The organism is Pseudomonas sp. FP453, from assembly GCF_030687495.1.
Lineage (GTDB): Bacteria > Pseudomonadota > Gammaproteobacteria > Pseudomonadales > Pseudomonadaceae > Aquipseudomonas.
Genome location: NZ_CP117435.1, coordinates 2,219,180 through 2,241,416 on the forward strand (window position 1 = coordinate 2,219,180; position 22,237 = coordinate 2,241,416).

20 protein-coding genes, 1 tRNA gene and 2 pseudogenes are annotated in these 22,237 nt (G+C 60.4%); 16 read left to right on the top strand and 7 right to left on the bottom strand.

The window, feature by feature from the left end; all coding sequences use genetic code 11:
* Positions 1–7: 7 nt before the first annotated feature.
* Both PSH87_RS10225 and PSH87_RS10230 read right to left on the bottom strand, forming a co-directional pair.
* A complete protein-coding gene (locus PSH87_RS10225) occupies positions 8–1,354 on the bottom strand; it encodes a glutamine synthetase family protein (RefSeq protein WP_305433417.1) in 1,347 nt (448 codons plus the stop codon).
* A gap of 11 nt (positions 1,355–1,365) precedes the next feature.
* Complete coding sequence (locus PSH87_RS10230) at positions 1,366–1,923, bottom strand: helix-turn-helix domain-containing protein (RefSeq protein ID WP_124525170.1); 558 nt, start codon at positions 1,921–1,923, stop codon at positions 1,366–1,368.
* 304 nt (positions 1,924–2,227) lie between these two features.
* Here PSH87_RS10230 and PSH87_RS10235 point away from each other — a divergent pair, with 304 nt between their 5' ends.
* Both PSH87_RS10235 and PSH87_RS10240 read left to right on the top strand, forming a co-directional pair.
* On the top strand, positions 2,228–2,536 hold the full coding sequence (locus PSH87_RS10235; RefSeq protein WP_305433420.1) for an RcnB family protein: 309 nt from the start codon (positions 2,228–2,230) through the stop codon (positions 2,534–2,536).
* 76 nt (positions 2,537–2,612) lie between these two features.
* Positions 2,613–3,806, top strand: a complete 1,194-nt coding sequence (locus PSH87_RS10240; protein ID WP_026136873.1) for an MFS transporter — start codon at positions 2,613–2,615, stop codon at positions 3,804–3,806.
* On the opposite strand, the gene PSH87_RS10245 is transcribed toward PSH87_RS10240, so the two are convergent.
* Together PSH87_RS10245 and PSH87_RS10250 are read right to left on the bottom strand one after the other, a co-directional pair.
* A complete protein-coding gene (locus PSH87_RS10245; RefSeq protein ID WP_017737481.1) occupies positions 3,769–4,041 on the bottom strand; it encodes a DUF1652 domain-containing protein in 273 nt (90 codons plus the stop codon). The genes PSH87_RS10240 and PSH87_RS10245 overlap by 38 nt on opposite strands.
* Before the next feature lie 109 nt (positions 4,042–4,150).
* A pseudogene (locus PSH87_RS10250) lies at positions 4,151–5,642 on the bottom strand (PAS domain S-box protein).
* A 156-nt stretch (positions 5,643–5,798) separates the two neighbouring features.
* On the opposite strand from PSH87_RS10250, the gene PSH87_RS10255 reads away from it, so the two are divergent.
* The 6 genes from PSH87_RS10255 (at position 5,799) to PSH87_RS10280 (ending at position 12,964) form a co-directional block, all read left to right on the top strand.
* Positions 5,799–6,143 (top strand): FKBP-type peptidyl-prolyl cis-trans isomerase, encoded by a 345-nt coding sequence (locus tag PSH87_RS10255; RefSeq protein ID WP_017737479.1) that lies wholly within the window; start codon positions 5,799–5,801, stop codon positions 6,141–6,143.
* A gap of 12 nt (positions 6,144–6,155) precedes the next feature.
* Positions 6,156–6,746: a GNAT family N-acetyltransferase gene (locus PSH87_RS10260; RefSeq protein WP_017737478.1), complete on the top strand. Its 591-nt coding sequence runs from the start codon at positions 6,156–6,158 to the stop codon at positions 6,744–6,746.
* 412 nt (positions 6,747–7,158) lie between these two features.
* Positions 7,159–7,875: an MgtC/SapB family protein gene (locus PSH87_RS10265; RefSeq protein WP_305433423.1), complete on the top strand. Its 717-nt coding sequence runs from the start codon at positions 7,159–7,161 to the stop codon at positions 7,873–7,875.
* A 296-nt stretch (positions 7,876–8,171) separates the two neighbouring features.
* Positions 8,172–8,798, top strand: a complete 627-nt coding sequence (locus tag PSH87_RS10270) for a response regulator transcription factor (protein WP_017737476.1) — start codon at positions 8,172–8,174, stop codon at positions 8,796–8,798.
* A gap of 1 nt (position 8,799) precedes the next feature.
* A complete protein-coding gene (locus PSH87_RS10275; protein ID WP_305433425.1) occupies positions 8,800–12,417 on the top strand; it encodes a transporter substrate-binding domain-containing protein in 3,618 nt (1,205 codons plus the stop codon).
* A gap of 124 nt (positions 12,418–12,541) precedes the next feature.
* Complete coding sequence (locus tag PSH87_RS10280) at positions 12,542–12,964, top strand: hypothetical protein (protein WP_017737474.1); 423 nt, start codon at positions 12,542–12,544, stop codon at positions 12,962–12,964.
* Here PSH87_RS10280 and dkgB read toward each other — a convergent pair.
* Both dkgB and PSH87_RS10290 read right to left on the bottom strand, forming a co-directional pair.
* A complete protein-coding gene (gene dkgB / locus PSH87_RS10285; protein WP_017737473.1) occupies positions 12,961–13,779 on the bottom strand; it encodes a 2,5-didehydrogluconate reductase DkgB in 819 nt (272 codons plus the stop codon). The genes PSH87_RS10280 and dkgB overlap by 4 nt on opposite strands.
* 172 nt (positions 13,780–13,951) lie before the next feature.
* On the bottom strand, positions 13,952–15,031 hold the full coding sequence (locus tag PSH87_RS10290) for a 3-deoxy-7-phosphoheptulonate synthase (protein WP_017737472.1): 1,080 nt from the start codon (positions 15,029–15,031) through the stop codon (positions 13,952–13,954).
* Between the two features lie 623 nt (positions 15,032–15,654).
* Between PSH87_RS10290 and PSH87_RS10295 the strand changes: the two genes are divergently transcribed.
* Both PSH87_RS10295 and PSH87_RS10300 read left to right on the top strand, forming a co-directional pair.
* The gene (locus PSH87_RS10295) at positions 15,655–16,404 is read left to right on the top strand and encodes a carbon-nitrogen hydrolase family protein (RefSeq protein WP_305433426.1); all 750 of its coding nucleotides are present in this window, start codon (positions 15,655–15,657) and stop codon (positions 16,402–16,404) included.
* Positions 16,405–16,836 carry a GNAT family N-acetyltransferase gene (locus tag PSH87_RS10300; RefSeq protein WP_305433427.1) on the top strand — a complete coding sequence of 144 codons (432 nt, stop codon included), beginning with the start codon at positions 16,405–16,407 and terminating at the stop codon, positions 16,834–16,836. It abuts the gene before it with no gap.
* Positions 16,837–16,870: 34 nt separating this feature from the next.
* Here PSH87_RS10300 and PSH87_RS10305 read toward each other — a convergent pair whose 3' ends face one another.
* On the bottom strand, positions 16,871–17,110 hold the full coding sequence (locus tag PSH87_RS10305) for a DNA-binding protein (protein WP_017737468.1): 240 nt from the start codon (positions 17,108–17,110) through the stop codon (positions 16,871–16,873).
* Between the two features lie 82 nt (positions 17,111–17,192).
* Between PSH87_RS10305 and PSH87_RS10310 the strand changes: the two are divergent.
* The 6 genes and pseudogenes from PSH87_RS10310 to PSH87_RS10335 all read left to right on the top strand — a co-directional run bounded on the left by PSH87_RS10310 (position 17,193) and on the right by PSH87_RS10335 (position 22,229).
* A pseudogene (locus PSH87_RS10310) lies at positions 17,193–17,559 on the top strand (helix-turn-helix domain-containing protein).
* A 151-nt stretch (positions 17,560–17,710) separates the two neighbouring features.
* Positions 17,711–18,352: a UvrY/SirA/GacA family response regulator transcription factor gene (gene uvrY / locus PSH87_RS10315; protein WP_026136871.1), complete on the top strand. Its 642-nt coding sequence runs from the start codon at positions 17,711–17,713 to the stop codon at positions 18,350–18,352.
* A gap of 1 nt (position 18,353) precedes the next feature.
* Complete coding sequence (gene uvrC, locus PSH87_RS10320) at positions 18,354–20,177, top strand: excinuclease ABC subunit UvrC (protein ID WP_026136870.1); 1,824 nt, start codon at positions 18,354–18,356, stop codon at positions 20,175–20,177.
* Positions 20,178–20,209: 32 nt separating this feature from the next.
* Complete coding sequence (pgsA, locus tag PSH87_RS10325; protein ID WP_003232771.1) at positions 20,210–20,770, top strand: CDP-diacylglycerol--glycerol-3-phosphate 3-phosphatidyltransferase; 561 nt, start codon at positions 20,210–20,212, stop codon at positions 20,768–20,770.
* Positions 20,771–20,830: 60 nt separating this feature from the next.
* Positions 20,831–20,906: transfer RNA gene (locus PSH87_RS10330), tRNA-Gly, on the top strand.
* Between the two features lie 201 nt (positions 20,907–21,107).
* Complete coding sequence (locus PSH87_RS10335; protein WP_305433429.1) at positions 21,108–22,229, top strand: Re/Si-specific NAD(P)(+) transhydrogenase subunit alpha; 1,122 nt, start codon at positions 21,108–21,110, stop codon at positions 22,227–22,229.
* The last annotated feature ends 8 nt before the right edge of the window (positions 22,230–22,237 follow it).

A 22,237-nucleotide genomic window follows, 5' to 3' on the forward strand; every position in this document is an offset into this window, starting at 1 on the left:
GGGTGATTTAGAGAAACCAGCGGTATTCCCTGGCGTGGATCTCTTGCTGGAACGCCAAGTGGTCCTGGCGTTTGTTCTCGCAGTACACGTCGACAAATTCGGCGCCCAGCTTATCGCGCAATACGGCTTGGTGTTGCATGGCGCGTACGGCATCGAGCATTTCCACGGGGAAATCGGTGCCGCTGCTGCGGTCGTCGTTCAACGGGGCGATGGGTTCGCGCTTGGCTTCAAGGCCGTGTTCCAGGCCAACAAGGATTGCTGCCAGCACCAGATACGGGTTGGCGTCGGCGCTGGCCAGGCGGTGTTCGATGCGCAGGTTGCGCGGGTCGGATTCGGGGATGCGCACGCAGGCGTCGCGGTCTTCAAAGCCCCAGCTGGCGCGGGTCGCGGCGTTGACCGTGCCACCCAGGCGGCGGAAGGCGTTGTGGTTGGGCGAGAAGATCGGCATGCAGTGCGGCAGCAACTCCAGGCAACCGGCCACGGCATGGCGCAGCGGTTGCTGCTGGTGCGCCGCCAGCAGGTTGTTGCCCGCCGCGTCATACAGGCTGACATGCACGTGCATGCCGCTGCCGGGGTATTGCAGGTAGGGCTTGGCCATGAAGCTGGCGCGGTAGCCGTGTTTCAGCGCCACGCCACGGGTGCTGCGGCAGAACAGGGCAGCCCAGTCGGCGGCGCGCAGGCCGTCGTCCAAGTGACCAAAGTTGATCTCGAACTGACCGGGGCCGATTTCGGCGGTGATCACCGTGATGTCGATGCCTTGGGCCTTGGCCGTTTGCGCCATGTCGTCGAGCACGTCGCTGAAGCGCGACAGGCGTTCGATATGCAGGTTGGGCTGGTCGTCGGCGTCGTCGCTCAGCGGGTCGCGGGCGAATTGCGGCAGGCCGTCGGCGAGTTTCTTGTCGAACAGGTAGAACTCCAGCTCAAACGCCACCACCGGGTGAATGCCTTTGTGGTGCAAACGTTCCAGCACCTTGGCCAGCACTTCGCGGGGTTCGAATTCGATGGGCGCTTCGGTGCCGTCCGAGGTGATCAGCATCTGCCCCAGCGGCTGCGATTCCCAGCTCACCGGCTTGAGTGTGCCGGGCACCAGGCGGCGGTTGGCGTCTGGGTCGCCGTCGTTGAAGCAGTAATCGCCAATCTTGAACAAACCACCCTGAACCCCTAGCAGCACTGCGTTCTGCGGCAGCTTGAGCGGGCTGCCGGCGGCGACTTTTTCCAGCATCTCGATGGGATAACGCTTGCCGTAGAAATGCCCCGGAATGTCCAGGGCGATCAGGTCGACGTAACGCACGTCGGGGTGGTTCTGGCGAAAGGTCCGTACTTCGGCCAGCAAGGTGGAGGAATGGCTTTTCACGGGTGCAGCTCCTAGTTGTAAACCCACAACACGCGGGCGGGCAGGTCGGTCAGGTTGGCGTAGCGACAGTGGGCGAAACTGGCCAGGTGAAAGCTGTCGCCAGGGCCCAGGGTGACGGAATCGGTTTCACCCTCCACCCACAGCGTCAATTCGCCTTCCAGCACAAAACCGGCCTGTTCGGCGCGGTCGCTCATGGTCTGTTCACCACTGTTGGCGCCGGGGGCGAGCAGGCTGTCGAGCATCGAAAAGGCACCGTTCATGCTTGGCGACACGAGGATGTCGGTGATGCCGTTGGCGTAATACACCGTGCGCCGCTCGTTGGGGCGGGTGATCCAGTCCACCGCTTTCGGTTTGGGCTGGCTGTAGAAGTAGGTGGTGGGCACGTCGAGGGCGTGGCTGATGGCGGTCAGGTCTGCCACGGTCGGGCGTGACAGGCCGCGCTCGACCTGGGACAGGAAACCCACCGAACGCTCGATTTTCTGCGCGAGCTGGGCGAGGGTGAGCTTCTTGTGCTTGCGCAGGTCGTGGATCAACGCGGCGAGAGTGGCGAGTTCTTCTTGGGGTGTCATGAAATTTATGTCGAATAATTTCATGAAAAATTACAGGAATTATTTCATATGGGCAATGGGCTATCTGCGATTGTTGAATCCCCTGTGGCGAGGGAGCTTGCTCCCGCTGGGCCGCGAAGCGGCCCCCACCCATGCGCTACGGTTTTTCAGATAGTCCTCGGTGGAGGCTTTTGGGGCTGCTGCGCAGCCCAGCGGGAGCAAGCTCCCTCGCCACAGGTTGGGTGCAGGCTTGAAAATTCGGGTTGAATGATCGCGTGTGGCAGCGGTCGGAACTTGGGTACGCCCATTGATTGAAGGAGCACCCATGAAAGCCAAATCCCTCGTTGCCAGCCTGTTGCTCGCCACCAGCCTGTCCACCGCCAGCTTTGTCGTGCAGGCCGGTGATACCCCGCAGGAAACCGTGCAGCCTTCCAATATCAACACCCGCGACTTGAAAGAAGGCGACCGTGCGCCGGACATTCTGATGCGCAAGGAATCGGCCGTCAGTGATTGGAAAAAACGCGGCCTCAAGCAGCCGGAGCAAGACAGCCAATGGGCACGGGTCGGTGATAGATTTGTGCTGCTCAAGACCACCAACGGCACGATTCTCGAGATCACGCCCGTCAAGAAATGACCTTGCATTTTGTCCCCGCTCCTGAGTTAAGGTAGCCGGCTGTAGAGGCCGCGTTACCTTGAAAAAAGAGAGCAGGATGCTTGCCACAATAAGAAACTACCCCCGCACCGTGAACCTGTTGCTGTCCGCCACGTTGATGCTGACGTTGGCCAAGGCGATCACCTTTCCCTATCTTGTGATTTACCTGACCAGCCACTTCGGCCTGGACATCACCCAGGTCGGCCTGGTGATTGGCAGTTCATTGATCGTCGGTTCATTGCTCAGCGTGTACGGCGGTTTTCTTGTCGACCGCATCAACAGCTACCGGCTGCTGCTTGGCCTGAGTGTGCTGTTTGTGCTGGGCTTTATCGGTACGGTCCTCGCGCAGAATATCTGGGCGTTCTATAGCTGCCTGATCCTGATCAACCTTGCTTACGCGGTTATCGACATCGCGGTGAAAGCCGGCTTCGCCAGCCTGTTGCCGGAAGAGGCACGCAGCGAGGTGTTCTCCATCAAGTACACCCTGACCAATATTGGCTATGCCGTCGGGCCCGCGTTCGGGGCAGTGGTGGCGAAGCTGGATATCAGCCTGCCGTTTATCTTGTCGGCGCTGTTGGGGGTGGTGTTTTTCCTGCTGTACTGGCGCTGGGGCGACCGCACGCTGACCACGGTGGATGCGACGCAGAAGCCGGTGTCGTTTATGGCCGTTGGCCGCGTGCTGTTGAAGGATCACCGACTGGTGTGCTTCACCCTTGGCGGGCTGCTCAGTGCGGTGGTGTTCGGCCAGTTCACGGCCTACCTGTCGCAATATCTGGTGACCACCACCACTGCGGAATACACCTACACCGTAATCAGCGCGGTCCTTACCACCAACGCCGTGCTGGTGATTGCCTTGCAGTACGTGATTGGCCGACGCATTTCCCACCGTCACCTGAGCCAATGGCTGATTTTCGGCTTGAGCATGTTCATGCTGGGGTTGATCGGCTTTGCGCTGTCTACCAGCGTGCTGTGGTGGGTACTGGCGATGGCGGTGTTTACGGTGGGGGAGATTATCGTGTTCCCGGCCGAGTACATGTTTATCGACCGCATCGCCCCGGACCACCTGCGCGGCATGTACTACGGCGCGCAGAACCTGTCCAACCTCGGCGCGGCCCTGGGACCGGTGTTGTGTGGGCTGGTGCTGGCCAGCCTGCCGGCCCACTACATGTTCTACATGCTGGGGGCGTTTATCGTGGGCGGTGGGGTGTTCTATTTCATTGGGGCGTCGCTGAAGGCCAATCCTCCAGCGTGAGCTTGCCGACGGTGTTGCATTGCAGTTCGTAGCGCAGCTCGTCCACCATCTTTGCCACTTCTTGCGGGGTCTGCAGCCGATTGGTGCTGATCCCGGTCACCACCAGGTCAACCCGGCCGGTTTGTGCGTCGTAGACCTTGAGGGTCAGCGACGCATCCCGGCACAGGGTGAATTCACACGTCAGCGGCGACAGGCCTTCTTCGATGCAATTTCGCAGTTGAGAGAGGGTAAACATGCGGGTTCCTTCAGGGCATGAACTTCGACACCTGAAGGTTATTGATTGCCCGCGCGCGCCATAAGGCGAATTCGCACTAGGTGTACTAGTGCATTTGCACTTCAAGCGCCTACTTTTTAAGCCGCAGTTCACCGGCAAACAGCCCGCGTTCACGGGCCCAGACGATGGCAGCGCTGCGGCTGTGCACGCCGAGCTTGGAGTACACCGTGGCCACATGGTTGCGCACGGTGTTGGGGGCCAGTTTCAGGCGTGAGGCGATCTCCTTGTCGGCCAAGCCTTCGCAGATCAGGCCCAGTACATCCCGCTCGCGGGCAGTCAGGTCGGTGAAGGCCACGTTCGGCAGGTTGGGGCTGTTGACGCTTTTGGCGTTGGCCAGCTTCTCGATCAGCGTCTGGCTGAACCAGGAGGCGTCCTGCATCACTTCTTCGATGGCGGCCACCAGTTCAAGCTCCGAGCGTTTGCGTTCGGTGATGTTCATCAGCACCAGCAGGTAGCAGGGCACGTCCTCGATGATCACGGTATCGGCAGACACCACGCAGTCGATCACCTCGTTACCTTTCTTGCGCACCTTGAGGTCCTGACCGTCCAGGTTGCCGGACTTTTCCAGGGTGGCAAACAACTGCGCACCCGCCTGGGGGCTGTCGATGAAGTCGATGTCTTCGATGGCTTTGCCGATCAGTTCTTCGCTGATATAGCCGGTGATGCTCATGAAGGCTTCGTTGACGTCCACCACTTGGCGGTTGTCGGCGCTGCACACCAGGGTCGGTACCGGTGTCAGGCGGAACGACTTGGCGAAGCGCTCTTCGCTCTGGCGCAGGGCGATCTCCGCCTTGCGCCGTGGCTCCAGGTCGGTGAAGGAAAACAGCATGCAGTCTTCCTCGTTCATGTCCAACGGCTGGCCGGCAACGATCACCAGCTTGCTGCCGCCCGCGGGCAATTTCAGCTCGGCCTGCATCTGCGGGATGGTCGCCCCTTCGCCCAGGCGCTGGATGGCCAGGTCCTTGCGCTCGGCGTGTTCCAGCACGTCCAGCTCATAGACGGATTTACCGATGACCTGGTCGCGGTTGTAGCCGGTCATCTCCAGAAAACCCCTGGTTGACCTTGATATAGCGCAGGTCGCTCAGGCGGCAGATCACGGCGGGTGCGGGGTTGGCATTGAAGGTTTTTTCGAAGCGCTGTTCGGCGCTGGCCCACTCGGTGGCGTCGCTGAGGATCAGCACCAGCAACTCCGGTGCACCGTGTGAATCGCTGATCACCAGGCTGCGCAAGCGGTGGACCCAGGTCTTGTCCGCATCGTCGGTGGGCGTGACCTCCACCACCACGTCACTGAATTCATCGCCCGCTGCTGCACGGGCCAGAGGATAGTTTTCCAGCAGCACAGGATGGTTGTTGCGATAACGCAGGGCGAAGCGTTCGGCGTATTCCCGGGTGTTGGCGCCCAGCGCCTCGACGTTATCAACACCGTGCATGCTCAGTGCGGCTTCATTGGCCCAGAGGAGGGTCTGGTCGACTTCGGCGAGGATGATCCCGTCGGACAGGCCGGAGATGATCTGCTGCAATTGGCGGCGGTTGGTTTCTTTGGCGAGGACATCTTGGGGCATGGGGGCTCCGGCGGTTGGGCGCATGGGAGTACGACACCTGGAGCTCAGGATAGTGCAGGGGAGTTGCTTCGTGTGGGCGCGCGGTGTCGCGCTGCACTTGCCAAACCCACTCAGTTCTGGGAAAACCCCAGCCTTCACGCATCCTACGAGACCTTCATGAGCAACGACGAACTCCAGATCACCGACATCCGCCTGGGCGACGGTAAAACCGTGGTCAAGGGCGCGCTGATCACCACCCAATACACGGGCACGTTGGAAGACGGCACTGTGTTCGACTCATCCTGGGAGCGCGGCAAACCCTTCCAGTGTGTCATCGGCACCGGACGCGTCATCAAGGGCTGGGACCAAGGCCTGATGGGCATGCAGGTGGGCGGCATACGCACACTGTTCGTGCCGGCGCACCTGGCGTATGGCGAGCGCTCGATGGGCGCGCATATCAAGCCCGGCAGCAATCTGCGCTTTGAGATCGAATTGCTGGAAGTGCTGACGCGGGATGAGTGAGGCGGGGTGAACATGGACGTTGATCGACAGGTGTTGCCGGGTTGCACCACTGACGGTATTCGGGTGGTTGAGTTGGGCGACCGTGATGAAGCCGAGTTGCAACGGTTTTTCGAGCAGGCGCCAGAGTATTTCATCGCGGTCAACGGCGAGCCCGCCACGCCGACCGAGGCGCGTGAAGAGTTGCAGGGTGCGTTGCCGGCGGGTTGGCGTTGCACTCGGATGTACTGGCTGGGTTATCGCGATGCCGAAGGCCGCTTGGTTGCCGTGGTGAACATCGCCGCGGATTTATTGGCGGTCGGTGTGTGGCATATCGGCTTGCTGCTGGTGGAGGCGCGCTTGCATGGCACTGGGCTGGCTCAGCGGCTGCATGCGGACCTTGAACGCTGGGCTGCCGGGCAAGGGGCTCAATGGCTGCGGTTGACGGTGGTCGTCGGCAATACCAAGGCCGAACGCTTCTGGCCCAGGCTTGGGTACGTGCAGGTGCGGACTCGCGAGGGGATCACCATGGGGCGGCAGGTGAACAGGGTGTCGATTCAGGTCAAGGCGCTGGCGGGTGGGCAGGTTGAGGACTACCTGGTGCGGGTGGTTCGGGATCGGCCCTGACTCGTCCGGGCTCAAGAAAGTGGTTCCTGAACCTATTCTGAAGAAATTTCCTGTTCACAATACGGACACTTTCCTACGGTTTACTCTCCCGCAGTCGGGGCGTAAGCTTCGCCCGTTTTCATCAATAGCGGAGACCCTCAGTGGGTACTTGTTCGAGCGACAGTCGTCGGCCGGTCCTGGTAACCGGCACAGCCTTGGCAAGGTAGCGCGCATTTTCCCGATGCCGTTGTCTCGCCCCAAGCGAGAAGCGGCATCCCGGCAGCAGCCATTCCTGGCGCCTGCCTGAATCCCTCTCATCGACGCTGACCCACACCTGGGTAACCCCGGTGTGCGACCTGCTGCCCGGAACTCCCGTTTCTGCAAAGCCGTGCGGCGGCCTTTCAATGTGCCGCAGCGTTCATGGAGTTTTTTCATGCAAGCCATCAACAACATCAACTTCAATTCCCTGGTCGATACCCTGGTCAGCCTGTCCGCCGCGTTTATCCTCGGTGGCCTGATCGGCTTCGAGCGCCAGTACCGCCAGCGCACGGCGGGTTTGCGCACCAATGTGCTGGTGGCGGTGGGGGCGGCGATTTTCGTCGATATGGCCAACCGCCTGGGCGGCGCGGAAGGCGCGGTGCGGGTGGTTGCGTATGTGGTGTCGGGCATCGGTTTTCTCGGTGCCGGGGTGATCATGCGCGAAGAAGGCAATGTACGTGGTCTCAACACCGCCGCCACGCTCTGGGCGTCGGCCGCGGTGGGGGCCTGTGCCGGTGCCGACCTGATTCTCGAGGCGTTGCTGGGCACCTTGTTTGTGCTGGCGGCCAATACGCTGCTGCGGCCAATCGTCAACAACATTAACCGTCAGCCGTTGGATGTGGTGTCGGCGGAGGTCACCAACATTCTTTATGTCGTTGCGCGGCGTACCCAGCAAAAGGCGGTGCTGGCCTTGCTGGAAGCGGAGCTGGCGCGTTGCAACTATCCCGCCAGTGACGTGGATGTGCGCCCGTTTGGCAGCGAAGAAGTGGAGATCGAAGCGACTCTGGCAGTGACGTCTGTCGATGGTGACGAGCTGGACGCGCTGGTCGCACGCATTTCCACCTCGGCCTTGGTGGTGCAGGCCTTCTGGAGCCCAAGTACCACGGAGTAGTGGGTCAAATGCCTGGCATAGGGTTGGCTATGCTTTTGTGAGGAAAAGTCCTACATGCAATCAGGACTAACCCTTCAATTTAAACACCTCGCCGTTGTTAAAGTTGCGCGCTTGCGGCTGCCCAATAACAAAGGCACGGCATCAGCTGGCAGTGGTGGTGTTCTATTGGAGGGGCCAGGTTGAGCCTGGCGAGTGTCCTGATGAAGTGCAGTGCCGTTTGTCGGAACTGTCATTTTTCACAGGTGCTCGGGTCCCGTGTGATATGTCAGGTTACTTTGTCTTCTCAGGTGGGTTTTATGAGCAAAGCTTTGATTGTCGATGATCACCCGTTTATTCGCGCCACGGTCCGCTATCTCTTGAAGCAGGAAGGCTTCGATAAGATTTATGAAGCGGGGAATGGCGCTGACGCTATGCAGGTTGCCCGAGAGGAGCGCCCGGACCTGGTCATCCTTGATCTGGCGATGCCCAAGCTTGGCGGCTTGGAAGTGATCAGCCGAATAAAGGCGTTGGGCTTGCCGTGCAAGATTCTGGTGCTCACGTCCTACCTGGCAGTGTTCTTTTCCACTCGCTGCATGCGTGCCGGAGCCATGGGATTTGTCGCCAAGACCGGTGAGCTGGACGAGCTGCAAAAAGCGATCAAGGCGGTAATGTCCAACTACAGTTGCTTTCCCAGCCTGCCGACCAGTTCGGTGCGCCGCGATGATCTGCAAACCACCGAGCTCGAGTTGGTGGAGGGGCTTTCGGATCGCGAGTTGACGGTGTTGCAGAAGCTGGCCCTGGGCCTTGGCAACAAGGAAATTGCCGAAGACATGCTGCTGAGCCACAAGACCATCAGTACCTACAAGACGCGCCTCAAGGAGAAGCTGCGCATGTCTTCCGTGGTGCATTTGTCTAAATTCGCCCAGCGCAACCATCTGATCTGAAATGGCCACCCTTCGGCTGGCGAAATTCACTGCCATCCTGCTGATGGGGTCTTTGCCCTGGGTGGCGATGGCTCTGGATGAACCTCATGTGCTGCGATTGCTGGGCCATTCCAGTCTTGAAAAATCCACGGTGCAGCTTGATGAAACGGACTGGCGCTGGCTGCGAGAACGGCGCACCTTGGTCATGGGGGTGTCGGCCCCTGATTACGCGCCGTTCGACCTGAGTAACAACAATGACGAACTTGAAGGCATCTCCGCCGATTATGCGGCGCTGATCGCACAGATACTCAATGTCACGATTGAAGTCAGGCGCTACGACACCCGCGATGAAGTGATCGAGGCACTCAAGTCAGGTGCGCTGGATTTCCTAGGGTCGGCCAATGGTTATGAGGCGGCGGATACACAGTTGGTACTGTCACGCTCCTACGCCAATGACCAACCGGCCCTCGTGACCCGCTCAGGCGCCAGCCAGTCGTTGCCGGCCGACCTGGCGGGCAAGCGTGTGGCGATGCTCTACCACTACATGCAGCCCAATGCCGTCCAGGCGTTTTACCCCCGCGCGCAATTGCAGTTGTATGGCTCGACTCACCAGGCTATTGGCGCAGTGGCATTCGGCCAGGCAGATGTCTACCTGGGTGACGCCATCAGCACCCGCTACCTGATCAACAAGAATCATCTCAACAACGTCCGCATTGAGGATTTCTCTGCCCTGGAGGTCAACCCGTTCGGGTTTGCCTTCACCCTGGATAACGAGCGGCTGCTGAAGATCATCAATGCTGCACTGGCCGCTATCCCGGCCGCGCAGCAGATGGAAATCCTGCGTCGCTGGAGCGCCGGTGGCGGTGGTGCCCTGGGGGCTGAGCGGTTGCGCTTGAGCGACAGTGAGCAACGCTGGCTGGAGAAGCATCCGCGGGTGAGGGTGGCGGTACTCGACAAGTTCGTCCCGCTGTCTTTCTTCAACGAGAACGGGCAGTTTGAAGGGTTGAGCGCCGAGGTCCTGTCGCGGATCAGCTTGCGCACTGGCTTGAAGTTCGAGGTGGTGCGGGACAGCTCGCTGTTGCGGCAAATCGACCAGATCAGCAGCGGTCAGGTTGAAATGCTGGCGGTGATCACCCCGAGCGTCGAACGCGCCGATAAATTGCGCTTTACCCGACCTTACTTGTCCAACCCTTACGTGCTGGTGGTACGCGCCGATGATGACAGCGTGGTCACCCTTGAGGACCTGCCGCGCAAGCGCGTGGCGTTTATCGGCGGCAACAGCCTTGCTGCGCAGATTGCCCAGGACTACCCCGGCATCGAGTTGGTCTATGTGGAAAACCCTGAACAGGCCATGGAGTTGGTGGCCAAAAGTAGCGTCGATGCCACCGTCGTTTCGCTGATCAGTGCGCGCTTTATGATTGCGCGCCACTATCGTGACCGGCTGCGTATGACCAGCACGGTGGGTACTGAGCCCGCGCGGATTACCTTTGGTGTCAATCGCAGCCAGTTGGAGCTGTATTCAATCCTCGACAAGGCCCTGTTGAGCATCACGCCGGAAGAAATGGACGAGTTGACCAACCACTGGCGCAGCGAAGTGATCATCGGCGACAGCTACTGGTTGCGCCATCGCACGGCAATCGTTCAAGGCTTCGCCCTGGCCGCGTTGCTGCTGCTGGCGACCCTGGGCTGGGCCATTTACCTGCGCCGCCTGATTCGTACGCGGGTTCAGGCCGAGCGTGCCTTGAGCGACCAGATGCGTTTCATGAGCGTGCTGATCGATGGCACGCCCCACCCGATTTATGTACGCGACCGCCAGGGTCGGTTGATGGCCTGCAACAACGCCTACCTCGATGTGTTTGGCTTCAAGCTGGAGGATGTGATCGGCAAGACGGTGATGGAAACCGACACCGGCAACCCGCCTCAGGCCCAGTCTTTTCATGATGACTATATGCGGTTGATGACGCGGGGCGAACCGCAGATTCAGGACCGCATCCTCCGGGTGCCCAGTGGTGAAGTGCTGACCATCTACCAATGGATGCTGCCCTACCGTGATGGCGATGACAGCGTGGTGGGCATGATCGCAGGCTGGGTGGATGTCAGCGAACGCCAGCGTCTGCTGGGCCAGTTGCAAGACGCCAAGGATGACGCCGACGCCGCCAACCGGGCGAAGACCACCTTTCTGGCGACGATGAGCCATGAGATCCGCACGCCGATGAACGCAGTGATCGGCATGATCGAACTGGCCTTGAAAAACGCCGAACAGGGGCGGGCGGACCGTGATGCGCTGGAGGTGGCGTCGGTGGCCTCGCGCAGCATGCTGGAGCTCATCGGCGATATTCTTGATATCGCGCGCATCGAATCCGGCCATTTGTCCCTGGCCCTGGAACCGGCGAACCTGAAAGAGCAGTTGGCATCAGTCGTGCGGGTGTTTGACGGGCTGGCACGGGCCAAGGGCCTGGTGCTGCAGGTTGAGCTTGATTCGACGATCGACCGAGCGGTACTGATCGATCCGCTGCGCTTCAAACAGGTCGTGTCGAACCTGTTGAGCAATGCGATCAAGTTCACCGCCAGGGGGCAGGTGCAGCTCGGTGCGCAGGGGGTGGTGGCAGGAGACCAACTGACGCTGCGGTTATGGGTGCAAGACAGCGGCATTGGCATCAGCGCGGAGGACCAGCAACGGCTGTTCAACCCGTTTATCCAAGGAAGCAATACCGAGCAGTCGGCACGCAGTGGCTCTGGTCTGGGGCTGGTGATCAGCCGCAATCTGTGCGAAATGCTCGGTGGCCAGTTGCACTTGAGCAGTGTGCTGGGGCAAGGCACGCGGGTCGATGTGCGGATGGTGTTGGCGGTAACGGCGGCTTTGCCGGCCCAGGTGTTATCGGCGGTGCTGGAGACTCCACCGCCCCAGGCATTGGATATCCTGGTGGTGGACGACTACCGTGCCAATCGACTGTTGCTGGGCCGACAACTGAGCTTCCTGGGGCACCGCATCACCACTGCCGACGACGGCCTGCAAGGGGTGCAATACTGGCAGGCGGGGCACTTTGACGTGGTCATCACCGATTGCAACATGCCGCTGAAGAACGGTTATCAGTTGGCGCATGACATCCGCGCCCAAGAGCGTCAGCGAGGCCTGGTGCCGTGCTTGTTGTTGGGCTTTACCGCGAATGCCCAGCCAGAGGAGGTGGAGCGCTGTCGGCAGGCGGGTATGGACGGCTGCCTGTTCAAGCCCACCAGCCTTGACGACCTGCGGTTGGCGCTCGCTTCGCGCGCCGCGCGCGTTGCCCAGGCTGACGGCCTGCCGATGCTGGATCTGAGCACACTGACCGGACTGACCGGGGATGACCGGGGCGCCCTCAAAGAATTACTGATCCCGTTGATCGAAAGCCTGAAAGCCGACCTCGAGTGGTTGTCGTTGCCTCAACAGGCGTTTGATTTTGCCAGGCTGCATGACCTCGCGCACCGTGCCAAGGGGGGCGCACGAATGGTCAAGGCGCAGGCGCTGATCGACCGTTGTGAAGCATTGGAGGCTGCGTGTGAGACACAGGACAGGCAGGCGCTGGGGCCAGCGATTGAGGGGGTAAGCGCAGCGATCAGCGATCTGCATCAGGCATTGAGCGTTTATTGCAATCAACTCTGATTGCCGCTCAGTTGATTTGGGATAACTCCTACGCGAAGAGGGAACATACCTGATTTTGTCTGCGGTATATGTCTGGAAAATGGTCCGCGCTCACTGCCGAGCACTGCCTACCCAGGGGTTTGCCATGCCGAATAAAGCACTGACCATCCTGATTGCCGACGAGCAACATCTGCAACGGTTGTACATCGAGAAAATGCTCAATCAACTGGGATATCACCGGATCGTGCCAGTGCAAACCTTCGACGAGGCCCAGGTGCTTGCCGCCGTTCCGGCTGAGCCGTTCGACGTGCTCATCATCAATGCGGGGCTGGCCGCCCAGGCCAGCGGGCCCCAGCTCCAGGTGCGCCATGTGCTGGTCTATGACCACCTGGACCTGGGCCAGCCTGCCGGCATCACGCCAGCGGTGCTGGTACGGCTGCCTGGCGTGCCGGACAACGTCAACCTCGAACACTTCATGGATATCATCGACCCTCCCGAAGCCGCCCGCGGCCTGCGGGTATTGCCCTGGCTGCGGGAGTTGTCCCGAACGCCCGTCGCCGGGGCTTAGTCCCACAGCGGCGCGATACCCTTGGGGCTGGTCAGGCGGTGGCCGCGTTCCAGGCCGGCAATCTTCGCCAACTCGGCGGCGCTCAAGGTCAGTTGCTGTGCCTTGAGGTTGCTTTGCAGGTTGGCACGTTGGGTAGACGACGGGATCACCGCGTAACCCATTTGCATGGCCCAGGCCAACGTGACTTGTGCCGCCGTCGCCTGGTGGTGTTCTGCGATTTGCTGAATCACCGGATCGTTCAGCACTTCGCCATAGGCCAGGGTCATGTAGGAGGTGATCCGAATGCCGTGGGCGGTAGCAAAATCCACGACCTTGCGGTTTTGCAGGTAGGGGTGCAGTTCGATCTGGTTGGTGGCGATATTTTCGGCGCCCACAGCGGCAATCGCCTGTTTCATCAGGTCCAGGGTGAAATTGGAAATACCGATCTGGCGCGTCAGGCCCAGACGCTTGGCTTCCAGTAACTGCCCCATGAATTCGGCAACGGGTACCTGGTCTTCCGGGGACGGCCAGTGGATCAGGGTCAGGTCGAGATGGTCGGTACGCAATTTGCGCAGGCTTTCGCGCAGGCTGGGGATCAACTGGCCTTCGGCGAAATGGGCGATCCAGATCTTGCTGGTGATGAACAGCTCGTCGCGCGGGATACCGCTGTCGGCGATGGCCTGGCCAACCTCGGCTTCATTTTCGTAGATCTGCGCGGTGTCGATGGCGCGGTAGCCCAGTTCCAGGGCAGTGCTCACGGAGTCGATCACCACCTTGCCCTGCAAGCGGAAGGTGCCGAGGCCGAAGGCTGGAATGGTGTGTGGGGCGGTGGACATCGGTAGCTCCTGAAGGGATATCAACAATGACGACGAGTATCCGTCCGTTGTGCCTTCGGAAAAACCGCCGATTCTGAAAAGGACTCTTTACCCCAGGTCACGAATCGCGACCGGGGTTTGCATGGTCCAGGTGTGGGAGGGAGGCCCTCCCACATGTCTGGCGGGTCATCGGTCAGGCGAGTGTGGTGCGTTCGCGCAGCCGCTGCGCGGCATTGCGCAGCAGTTGCTCGGTAGCGTCCCAGCCCAGGCAACCGTCGGTCACCGATACGCCGTATTGCATCGATGCACTGAGTGGCTGGCAGCCCTCGAACAGGTGACTTTCCAGCATCATGCCGATCAGCGAGGAGTCGCCTTGCAGGCGCTGCTCCAGCACCTCGTTGAACACCGCTGGCTGACGCAAGGGGTCTTTGCCACTGTTGGCATGGCTGCAATCGACCATGATCCGCGCCGCCACCTTGGATTTGGCCAGGTCGTGTTTCACCTGGGCGACGCTTTGCTCGTCGTAGTTCGGCCCACGGTGACCGCCGCGCAGCACCAGGTGAGTGTCGGGGTTGCCCGGGGTCTGGATGATCGCCGGATGGCCTTGGCTGTCGACGCCGAAGTGACGGTGCGGGTGGGAGGCCGAGCGCATCGCATCGCAGGCAATCGCGACGCCGCCGTCGGTACCGTTCTTGAAGCCCACGGGCATGCCCAGGCCGCTGGCCATCTCGCGGTGGATCTGCGACTCGGTGGTGCGCGCGCCAATCGCTACCCAGCTGAGCAGGTCATCGAAGTAGCCGGCGGCCATGGGTTGCAGCAGTTCGGTGGCAACCGGCAGGCCCAGGCGCAGCATTTCGCGCATCAATTGACGGGACAGGGTGAGGCCGGCGGCCATGTCATCGCTGCCGTCCAGGTGCGGGTCGTAGGCCAGGCCTTTCCAGCCGATGGTGGTGCGGGGTTTTTCGACGTAGGCGCGGATCACCAGCAGCATCTGGTCACTGACTTCCAGGGCCAGTTTCTTCAGGTTGCGTGCGTACTCCATGGCCGATTCCGGGTCGTGGATCGAGCACGGGCCGACAATCACCAGCAAGCGCTTGTCTTCGCCATTGAGGATGGCGCGCACGGCTTGGCGATGGGCGTGGATCTGTTCGTTGAGGAACGGGCTGAGAGGTAGCTGGTGCTTGAGCTCAAGGGAGCTGGGCAGGCGCTGGGTCAGGGCTTCATTGGCGCTGGACAGATTGGTAACAGGCAGAGCGGCGGTGGCAGCGTTCATATTCAAGGCTTCCTGGGCAAGCGGCGGGTTATTCCCGCACGCTTGGCCCTACTGGGGTGTTCGACAATTGGCCGTATCGGCTACGTGTGTTGGCTTGCCACCAATAGGTGACCGATCGGAGGCGGCAGGCTGTCCCGAGCGGAGCTTGCTAAATCGCCATGCAGTGCAAGTGTCGTAGCGGTAATAGGTGGCGTAGTTCATGTCGTGATTCCTTAAGTGTTCTTGCAAAATTTTATGAAGGGCTTTTGTCTGCAGGCCAAAAAACAAAACCCCCGGTCGGGGAGCCGACCGGGGGTTAGATTTCTCTGGCAGGCGACCCCTTGAGTAGTGGCCGCCGATTTCAGGTATCAGGCGCGCCAGTGGCTAAACCAATACCCAAAATAAAAGCTTACCGCTGCGCTCGAACCGCATACACGGGTAGCCGACACCGAGCGCGGGGCGCTGGCAGCAGGGCAAACCTGGGTGTGGGTGAGTTGCAACATGGTGTGTCTCCAAATGATGGGGGGAGCTTACTCGAGGCACGCAGGAGGATTCAATGGGTAATTTCTATCGCTTGGGGGTACTTAGCGCTATTGACCGAGATATGCTTGTAACACTTTGATATTGATTGCCTGGACGCGACCATGACTGCCTTTGCCCTTGCTGCTGCTCAAACGATCGCCGTTGCGGGCGACATACCTGCCAATCTCCAGCGGCATCTGGCGTTCATGGGCGTGGCAGCGGAGCACGGTGTGCAAGTGTTGGTGTTTCCAGAGTTGTCATTGACAGGCTATGAGCCGGCATTGGCTGCCGGGTTGGCAATCGCCCCGGATGACACGGTACTCGCGCCGCTGCGTGAAATGGCGCAGGCGCTGAGGCTGACGGCGGTGGTGGGGATGCCGATCCGTTTGGCGCCTGAGGCCGGTGTGTCGATCGGCGCATTGGTGTTGGGGGCGGACGGCTCCCTGGCGGTGTACACCAAGCAGCACCTGCATCCGGGTGAAGAGGTTGCATTTGTCCCGGGGCAGGGCGGTGCTGTACTCGAGTGGGGTGGCGAGCGGATTGCGCTGGCGGTGTGTGCGGACTTTTCCCACGCAAGTCATGCACTTTCTGCCGTTGAAACCGGGGCGAATGTGTACGCCGCAGGTGTGTTGATCAGTGAAGGCGGCTACGCAACAGACAGCGCCCTACTGCAGGGCTACGCCGCTGAGCATGGCCTGTTGGTGTTGATGGCCAATCATGGTGGCCCATCCGGCGGCTACGTGTGCGCGGGCCGCAGTGCGATCTGGGCCGATGATGGCAGCTTGCTGGCTGCGGTGCCGGGTGCAGGGGACGCATTGGTGATAGCCCGCCGCGAAAACGGACAGTGGTCTGGCCAAGTGATGGCTCTGTAAATGGCATTCCACCTGCGCGCCGCGACGGATCGCGACCTGGCATTCGCACGCACACTGACCCACGAGGCCATGAGCGGCTATTACACGCAATATGGCCTGCTGTGGTCCAACGACGGTTTTGATACCGCGTGGGCCGGTCGGGAAAACTGGCTGATTTGCCGCGACGACTGCGTCCTGGGCTTTATCAGCCTGAGTCGTGACAGCCGGGCGCTGTATATCCGCGAACTGCATCTGCTCGAAAGCTGTCGCAAGCAGGGTGCTGGCAGTTGGGTGCTGGAGCAGATGGCGCTCAAGGCCTGTGCACAGGGCTTGTTGCGCTTGACCGTGTTCAAGACCAACCCGGCGAAACGCCTCTATCAGCGCATGGGGCTGAACATCGTCGGGGAGGAAGATTGCTTCTGGCGGATGGAGCGCGTCTGCCCCTCAAGCTAAACCTGCGCCGAATCCTAATAAGCGCATACTGACCTTAGGAGACGACTTCCTGATCGTTGTTTTGGCCATCAGCCTCAGAAAGGATGATCCCTTCTTTCATGCCCAAAAGGACCGCTACCTTATGGGCCTCACCACGCCGTCCCTTTTTGCGTCCAGCGAGCACTTGATAGGTGGTTGCCGGATCAACGCCATGTTCACGGGCGAACGCTTGAACTGACTTTCCTTGATGTTCCAGCCAGGCCTTGGCTTGTGCAGCAGTACGGATTCCGGGCATAGTTCAAAACCGTTCAAGTTCGTTTAACAAAGAGATGAGTGTGTCACCTCTTGGGGTGTGCCAAATAGGATCATACATCCAAATGAGTGGAATCGGTTCGCGTTTGAGGCAAGAAAGAGAGCGACTTGGCCTGTCGCAAAAAGTTTTTGGTGAGATCGGAGGCGTTGAAGCCAATGCACAAGGTAAATATGAAAGTGGAGGGCGCGCGCCTAAAGCGGACTACTTGTCTCGTGTCGCCGAAAGAGGTGTAGATATCCTGTATGTGTTGACCGGGGAATGCCACGCCGATTCAATCGGAACACCTAAGCCGGGTCGAAGAGAAAGTATTGGGCGATTACCGGGCGATGTTCAAGGAAGATCAGGATGCTATCCGCCGCTTGACTTCAACCCTGGCCGAGCATTCATTTCATTTGAATGGCAAAGCCAAGGCGCAATCCCAGGATTCCTGACGTTTTACCCCGCAAACTCGGTCGCCCGCCATTCGGCGGGCGAGTGCGGTTCGTTCAAACGCTATATATATGACGCTTGCAGCTAGGTCTGCGCCTTGGTTTTTTGCTAAGGTGTTCAGCAACCTATAAGACCATATCGCGAGGTGTCTGCTTGATTAGGGTGCTAGTAGTCGATGACCATGATCTCGTTCGTACAGGCATTACACGAATGCTGGCTGACATCGATGGCCTGCAAGTAGTCGGCCAGGCTGAGTCCGGGGAAGAGTCCCTGATCAAGGCGCGTGAGTTGAAGCCCGATGTGGTGTTGATGGACGTCAAGATGCCGGGCATCGGCGGTCTTGGCGCAACGACCAAGTTGTTGCGCAGCCACCCGGATATCAAGGTCGTGGTGGTGACAGTGTGCGAGGAAGATCCTTTCCCTACGCGCCTGCTGCAGGCCGGGGCCGCGGGTTACCTGACCAAGGGCGCCGGCCTGGCCGAGATGGTGCAAGCCATTCGCCTGGTGTTTGCCGGCCAGCGCTACATCAGTCCGCAGATTGCCCAGCAGTTGGCGATCAAGTCCTTCCAGCCCGTGAGTGATTCACCGTTTGATGCGCTGTCGGAGCGGGAAATCCAGATTGCCTTGATGATCGTCGGCTGCCAGAAGGTACAGACGATCTCGGACAAGCTGTGCCTGTCGCCCAAGACCGTCAACACCTACCGCTATCGCATCTTCGAGAAACTCACCATCAGCAGTGATGTTGAACTGACCCTGCTCGCGGTACGCCACGGCATGGTGGACGCCAGCGCCTGACATGACCACGCCGTTTGATCCGAGTGCCTTTCTCTCAACCTGCAGTGGCCGCCCTGGCGTGTACCGCATGTTCGACAGCGAGGCACGCCTGCTTTACGTCGGTAAAGCCAAGAACCTGAAGAACCGCCTGGCGAGCTATTTTCGCAAGAGCGGCCTTGCGCCCAAGACGGCGGCACTGGTCGCGCGCATCGCCCAGGTCGAAACCACCATCACCGCCAACGAGACCGAAGCGCTGCTGCTTGAGCAGACGCTGATCAAGGAATGGCGGCCGCCCTACAACATCCTGCTGCGCGACGATAAGTCCTACCCCTACGTGTTTTTGTCTGACGGCAACTTTCCACGCCTGAGCATCCATCGCGGGGCGAAGAAGCAGAAGGGCAAGTACTTCGGTCCGTATCCCAGTGCTGGCGCGATCCGCGAAAGCCTGAGCCTGCTGCAAAAGACCTTTTTTGTGCGCCAGTGCGAAGACAGCTTCTACAAGAACCGCACCCGACCGTGCCTGCAATACCAGATCAAGCGCTGCAAGGCGCCGTGCGTGGGCCTGGTCGAGCCCGCCGAGTACGCCGAAGATGTGCGCCATTCGGTGATGTTCCTCGAAGGACGCAGCAATGCGCTCACCGATGAACTCTCCGCCGCCATGGAACAGGCCGCCAGCACCCTGGATTTCGAGCGCGCCGCCGAGCTGCGCGACCAGATCTCCCTGCTGCGCCGCGTGCAGGACCAGCAGAGCATGGAAGGCGGCACCGGCGACGTCGATGTGATCGCCGCCTTCGTCAACCCCGGCGGCGCCTGCGTGCACCTGATCAGCGTGCGTGGCGGGCGGGTGCTGGGCAGCAAGAACTTCTTCCCGCAGACCGGTATCGATGAGGACGTGGCCGAAGTCATGGCTGCGTTTCTCGGCCAGTACTACGTCAGCAGCCCTGAGCGCGACCTGCCGTCCGAACTGATCGTCAACGTGGTTCACGAAGATTTCCCCACGCTGATCGCGGCGATCCACGAACTACGCGGCCGCGAGCTGGACATCAGCCACCGCGTACGCGGCACCCGGGCCCGCTGGCAAACACTGGCGGTGACCAACGCCGAGCAGGCCCTGAGCGCGCGCCTGGCCAATCGACAGCACGTTGCCGCACGCTTCGACGCCCTGGCCGAGGTCCTCAACCTGGACGAGCCGCCGCAGCGCCTGGAGTGCTACGACATCAGCCACTCCAGCGGCGAGGCCACCGTGGCCTCCTGCGTGGTGTTCGGGCCGGAAGGGCCGATCAAGTCCGACTACCGGCGCTACAACATCGAAGGCGTCACCGCCGGCGACGACTACGCCGCCATGCACCAGGCCCTGACCCGGCGTTTCAGCAAGTTGAAGGACGGCGAGGGCAAGTTGCCGGATATCCTCTTGGTGGACGGCGGCAAAGGGCAGCTGTCCATGGCCCGTGACGTGCTCAACGAACTGGCGGTGCCCGACCTGATCCTCCTCGGCGTCGCCAAGGGCGCCACGCGCAAGGCCGGCTTCGAAACGTTGTACTTGAATGATGCCGCCCATGAGTTCACCTTGAAGGGCGACTCACCCGCGTTGCACCTGATTCAACAGATCCGCGACGAAGCCCACCGTTTTGCAATTACCGGCCACCGCGCCCGTCGCGGCAAAACCCGGCGAACCTCAACCCTGGAAGGGGTGGCGGGGGTTGGCCCGACGCGACGTCGCGACTTGCTTAAACATTTTGGTGGCTTGCAAGAGCTCTCCCGTGCCAGCATTGACGAAATAGCCAAAGCACCCGGTATCAGTAAAAAGCTCGCTGAGCTGATTTATGCCAATCTGCACAGCGAATAGAATGCCTTTCCACCTCGTAGCCAGTTGTGCCGATGAATATCCCTAATCTGATCACCGTTCTACGCGTCCTGCTTATTCCGATTTTCATTCTGTTGTTCTATTTGCCGTACGAATGGAGCTATGCCGCCTCCAGCTCCGTGTTCGCCTTTGCGGCTGCCACTGACTGGCTCGACGGCTACCTGGCCCGCCGTCTTGAACAGAGCACGCCCTTCGGTGCGTTCCTCGACCCCGTGGCTGACAAACTCATGGTGGCCGTAGCCCTGGTCCTATTGGTGCAGGAACACGGCAACCTGTGGCTGACCTTGCCAGCCGCCGTGATCATCGGCCGCGAGATCGTCGTCTCGGCGCTGCGCGAATGGATGGCTGAAATCGGTGCCCGCGCCCACGTCGCCGTGTCCAACATGGGCAAGTGGAAAACCGCTGCGCAGATGCTCGCGCTCGTGATCCTGCTGGCCAACCCATCGGACTTCTCGTTCTGGGTCCTGACTGGCTACGCTTTGCTGCTGATCGCGGCGGGCCTGACGCTGTGGTCCATGCTCCAGTACCTGCGTGCCGCCTGGCCTCATCTGCGCACCACCGTTGAAAAGAAATAAAACTTTTTTGAATCAAAGGGTTGACCGGTTACGAGATTTGTATAGAATGCGCATCACCAAGCGGGAATAGCTCAGTTGGTAGAGCACGACCTTGCCAAGGTCGGGGTCGCGAGTTCGAGTCTCGTTTCCCGCTCCAAACACAAAGAAAAAGCCACTCTAACGAGTGGCTTTTTTTTGCCTGAAATTTATGAAGTAGCCACCGAGGCGTCTTTTTTACGCCAGCTGCACTTACCATAGCCATAACCTATGGTTGGCACCGTAGACGCACCCTTCATCCCGCCAATAGCACGGTGTGATAATCCAACGCTGATAGTCATGGCGGTTGGAGAATAAGAAAGTGCATATTGGAGTACCGCTTGAAACGAGTACCGGTGAAACGCGGGTGGCTGCCACCCCGGAAACCATCAAGAAGCTGATCGGCCAGGGCCATAAGGTCACTGTACAAAGCGGCGCCGGCATTAAAGCCAGCATCACGGACAGTGCCTATGAAGCGGCAGGCGCAACCATTGGCAGCGCCAACGATGCGTTTGGCGCCGAGCTGATTCTCAAGGTGGTGGCCCCCAGCGACAGCGAACTCACGCTGATCAAAAGCGGCACCGTCTTGGTGGGCATGCTCAACCCGTTCAGCAACGAAACCATCGCCAAGCTCGCCGAGCAGGGCATCACCGCCTTTGCCCTTGAAGCTGCGCCGCGCACCTCGCGCGCCCAAAGCCTCGACGTGCTGTCCTCCCAGGCCAACATCGCCGGCTATAAGGCCGTGCTGCTCGCCGCTCATCACTATCCGCGCTTCATGCCGATGCTGATGACCGCCGCCGGCACCGTCAAAGCTGCGCGCGTGTTGATCCTCGGCGCTGGTGTTGCTGGCCTGCAGGCCATCGCTACGGCGAAACGTCTGGGTGCAGTCATCGAAGCGTCCGACGTACGTCCGGCCGTGAAAGAGCAGATCGAATCCCTCGGCGCCAAGTTTGTCGACGTGCCCTACGAGACCGATGAAGAACGCGAATGCGCCGTCGGCGTTGGTGGCTACGCCCGCCCGATGCCCACCAGCTGGATGCAGCGCCAAGCCCTGGCCGTACACGAACGCGCCAAGCAAGCCGACATCGTCATCACCACCGCGCTGATCCCCGGCCGCAAGGCACCGACCCTGCTCAGCGCCGACACCGTCGCGCAGATGAAACCCGGCTCCGTGGTCATCGACCTCGCCGCCGCCCAAGGTGGCAACTGCCCGCTCACCGTCGCCGACCAAGTCGTGGTGGAAAACGGCGTAATCATCTGCGGCCCGACCAACCTCGCCGGCGCTGTCGCCGCCGATGCGTCGGCCTTGTACGCGCGCAACCTGCTGGACTTCCTGAAGCTGGTCTTCACCCAGGAAGGGCAGTTTGAAATCAACCTCGAAGACGACATCGTCGCCGCGTGCCTGATGTGCCGCGACGGCCAAGTCATCCGCAAAAACGCCTAAGCAGGGAT

Excerpts from the sequence above, each read along its gene's own strand:
- PSH87_RS10230 (WP_124525170.1), bottom strand. The coding sequence starts at position 1,923 with ATGACACCCCAAGAAGAACTCGCCACTCTCGCCGCGTTGATCCACGAC.
- PSH87_RS10235 (WP_305433420.1), top strand. The coding sequence starts at position 2,228 with ATGAAAGCCAAATCCCTCGTTGCCAGCCTGTTGCTCGCCACCAGCCTG.
- PSH87_RS10240 (WP_026136873.1), top strand. The coding sequence starts at position 2,613 with ATGCTTGCCACAATAAGAAACTACCCCCGCACCGTGAACCTGTTGCTG.
- PSH87_RS10245 (WP_017737481.1), bottom strand. The coding sequence starts at position 4,041 with ATGTTTACCCTCTCTCAACTGCGAAATTGCATCGAAGAAGGCCTGTCG.
- PSH87_RS10255 (WP_017737479.1), top strand. The coding sequence starts at position 5,799 with ATGAGCAACGACGAACTCCAGATCACCGACATCCGCCTGGGCGACGGT.
- PSH87_RS10260 (WP_017737478.1), top strand. The coding sequence starts at position 6,156 with ATGGACGTTGATCGACAGGTGTTGCCGGGTTGCACCACTGACGGTATT.
- PSH87_RS10265 (WP_305433423.1), top strand. The coding sequence starts at position 7,159 with ATGCAAGCCATCAACAACATCAACTTCAATTCCCTGGTCGATACCCTG.
- PSH87_RS10270 (WP_017737476.1), top strand. The coding sequence starts at position 8,172 with ATGAGCAAAGCTTTGATTGTCGATGATCACCCGTTTATTCGCGCCACG.
- PSH87_RS10275 (WP_305433425.1), top strand. The coding sequence starts at position 8,800 with ATGGCCACCCTTCGGCTGGCGAAATTCACTGCCATCCTGCTGATGGGG.
- PSH87_RS10280 (WP_017737474.1), top strand. The coding sequence starts at position 12,542 with ATGCCGAATAAAGCACTGACCATCCTGATTGCCGACGAGCAACATCTG.
- dkgB (WP_017737473.1), bottom strand. The coding sequence starts at position 13,779 with ATGTCCACCGCCCCACACACCATTCCAGCCTTCGGCCTCGGCACCTTC.
- PSH87_RS10290 (WP_017737472.1), bottom strand. The coding sequence starts at position 15,031 with ATGAACGCTGCCACCGCCGCTCTGCCTGTTACCAATCTGTCCAGCGCC.
- PSH87_RS10295 (WP_305433426.1), top strand. The coding sequence starts at position 15,655 with ATGACTGCCTTTGCCCTTGCTGCTGCTCAAACGATCGCCGTTGCGGGC.
- PSH87_RS10300 (WP_305433427.1), top strand. The coding sequence starts at position 16,405 with ATGGCATTCCACCTGCGCGCCGCGACGGATCGCGACCTGGCATTCGCA.
- PSH87_RS10305 (WP_017737468.1), bottom strand. The coding sequence starts at position 17,110 with ATGCCCGGAATCCGTACTGCTGCACAAGCCAAGGCCTGGCTGGAACAT.
- uvrC (WP_026136870.1), top strand. The coding sequence starts at position 18,354 with ATGACCACGCCGTTTGATCCGAGTGCCTTTCTCTCAACCTGCAGTGGC.
- pgsA (WP_003232771.1), top strand. The coding sequence starts at position 20,210 with ATGAATATCCCTAATCTGATCACCGTTCTACGCGTCCTGCTTATTCCG.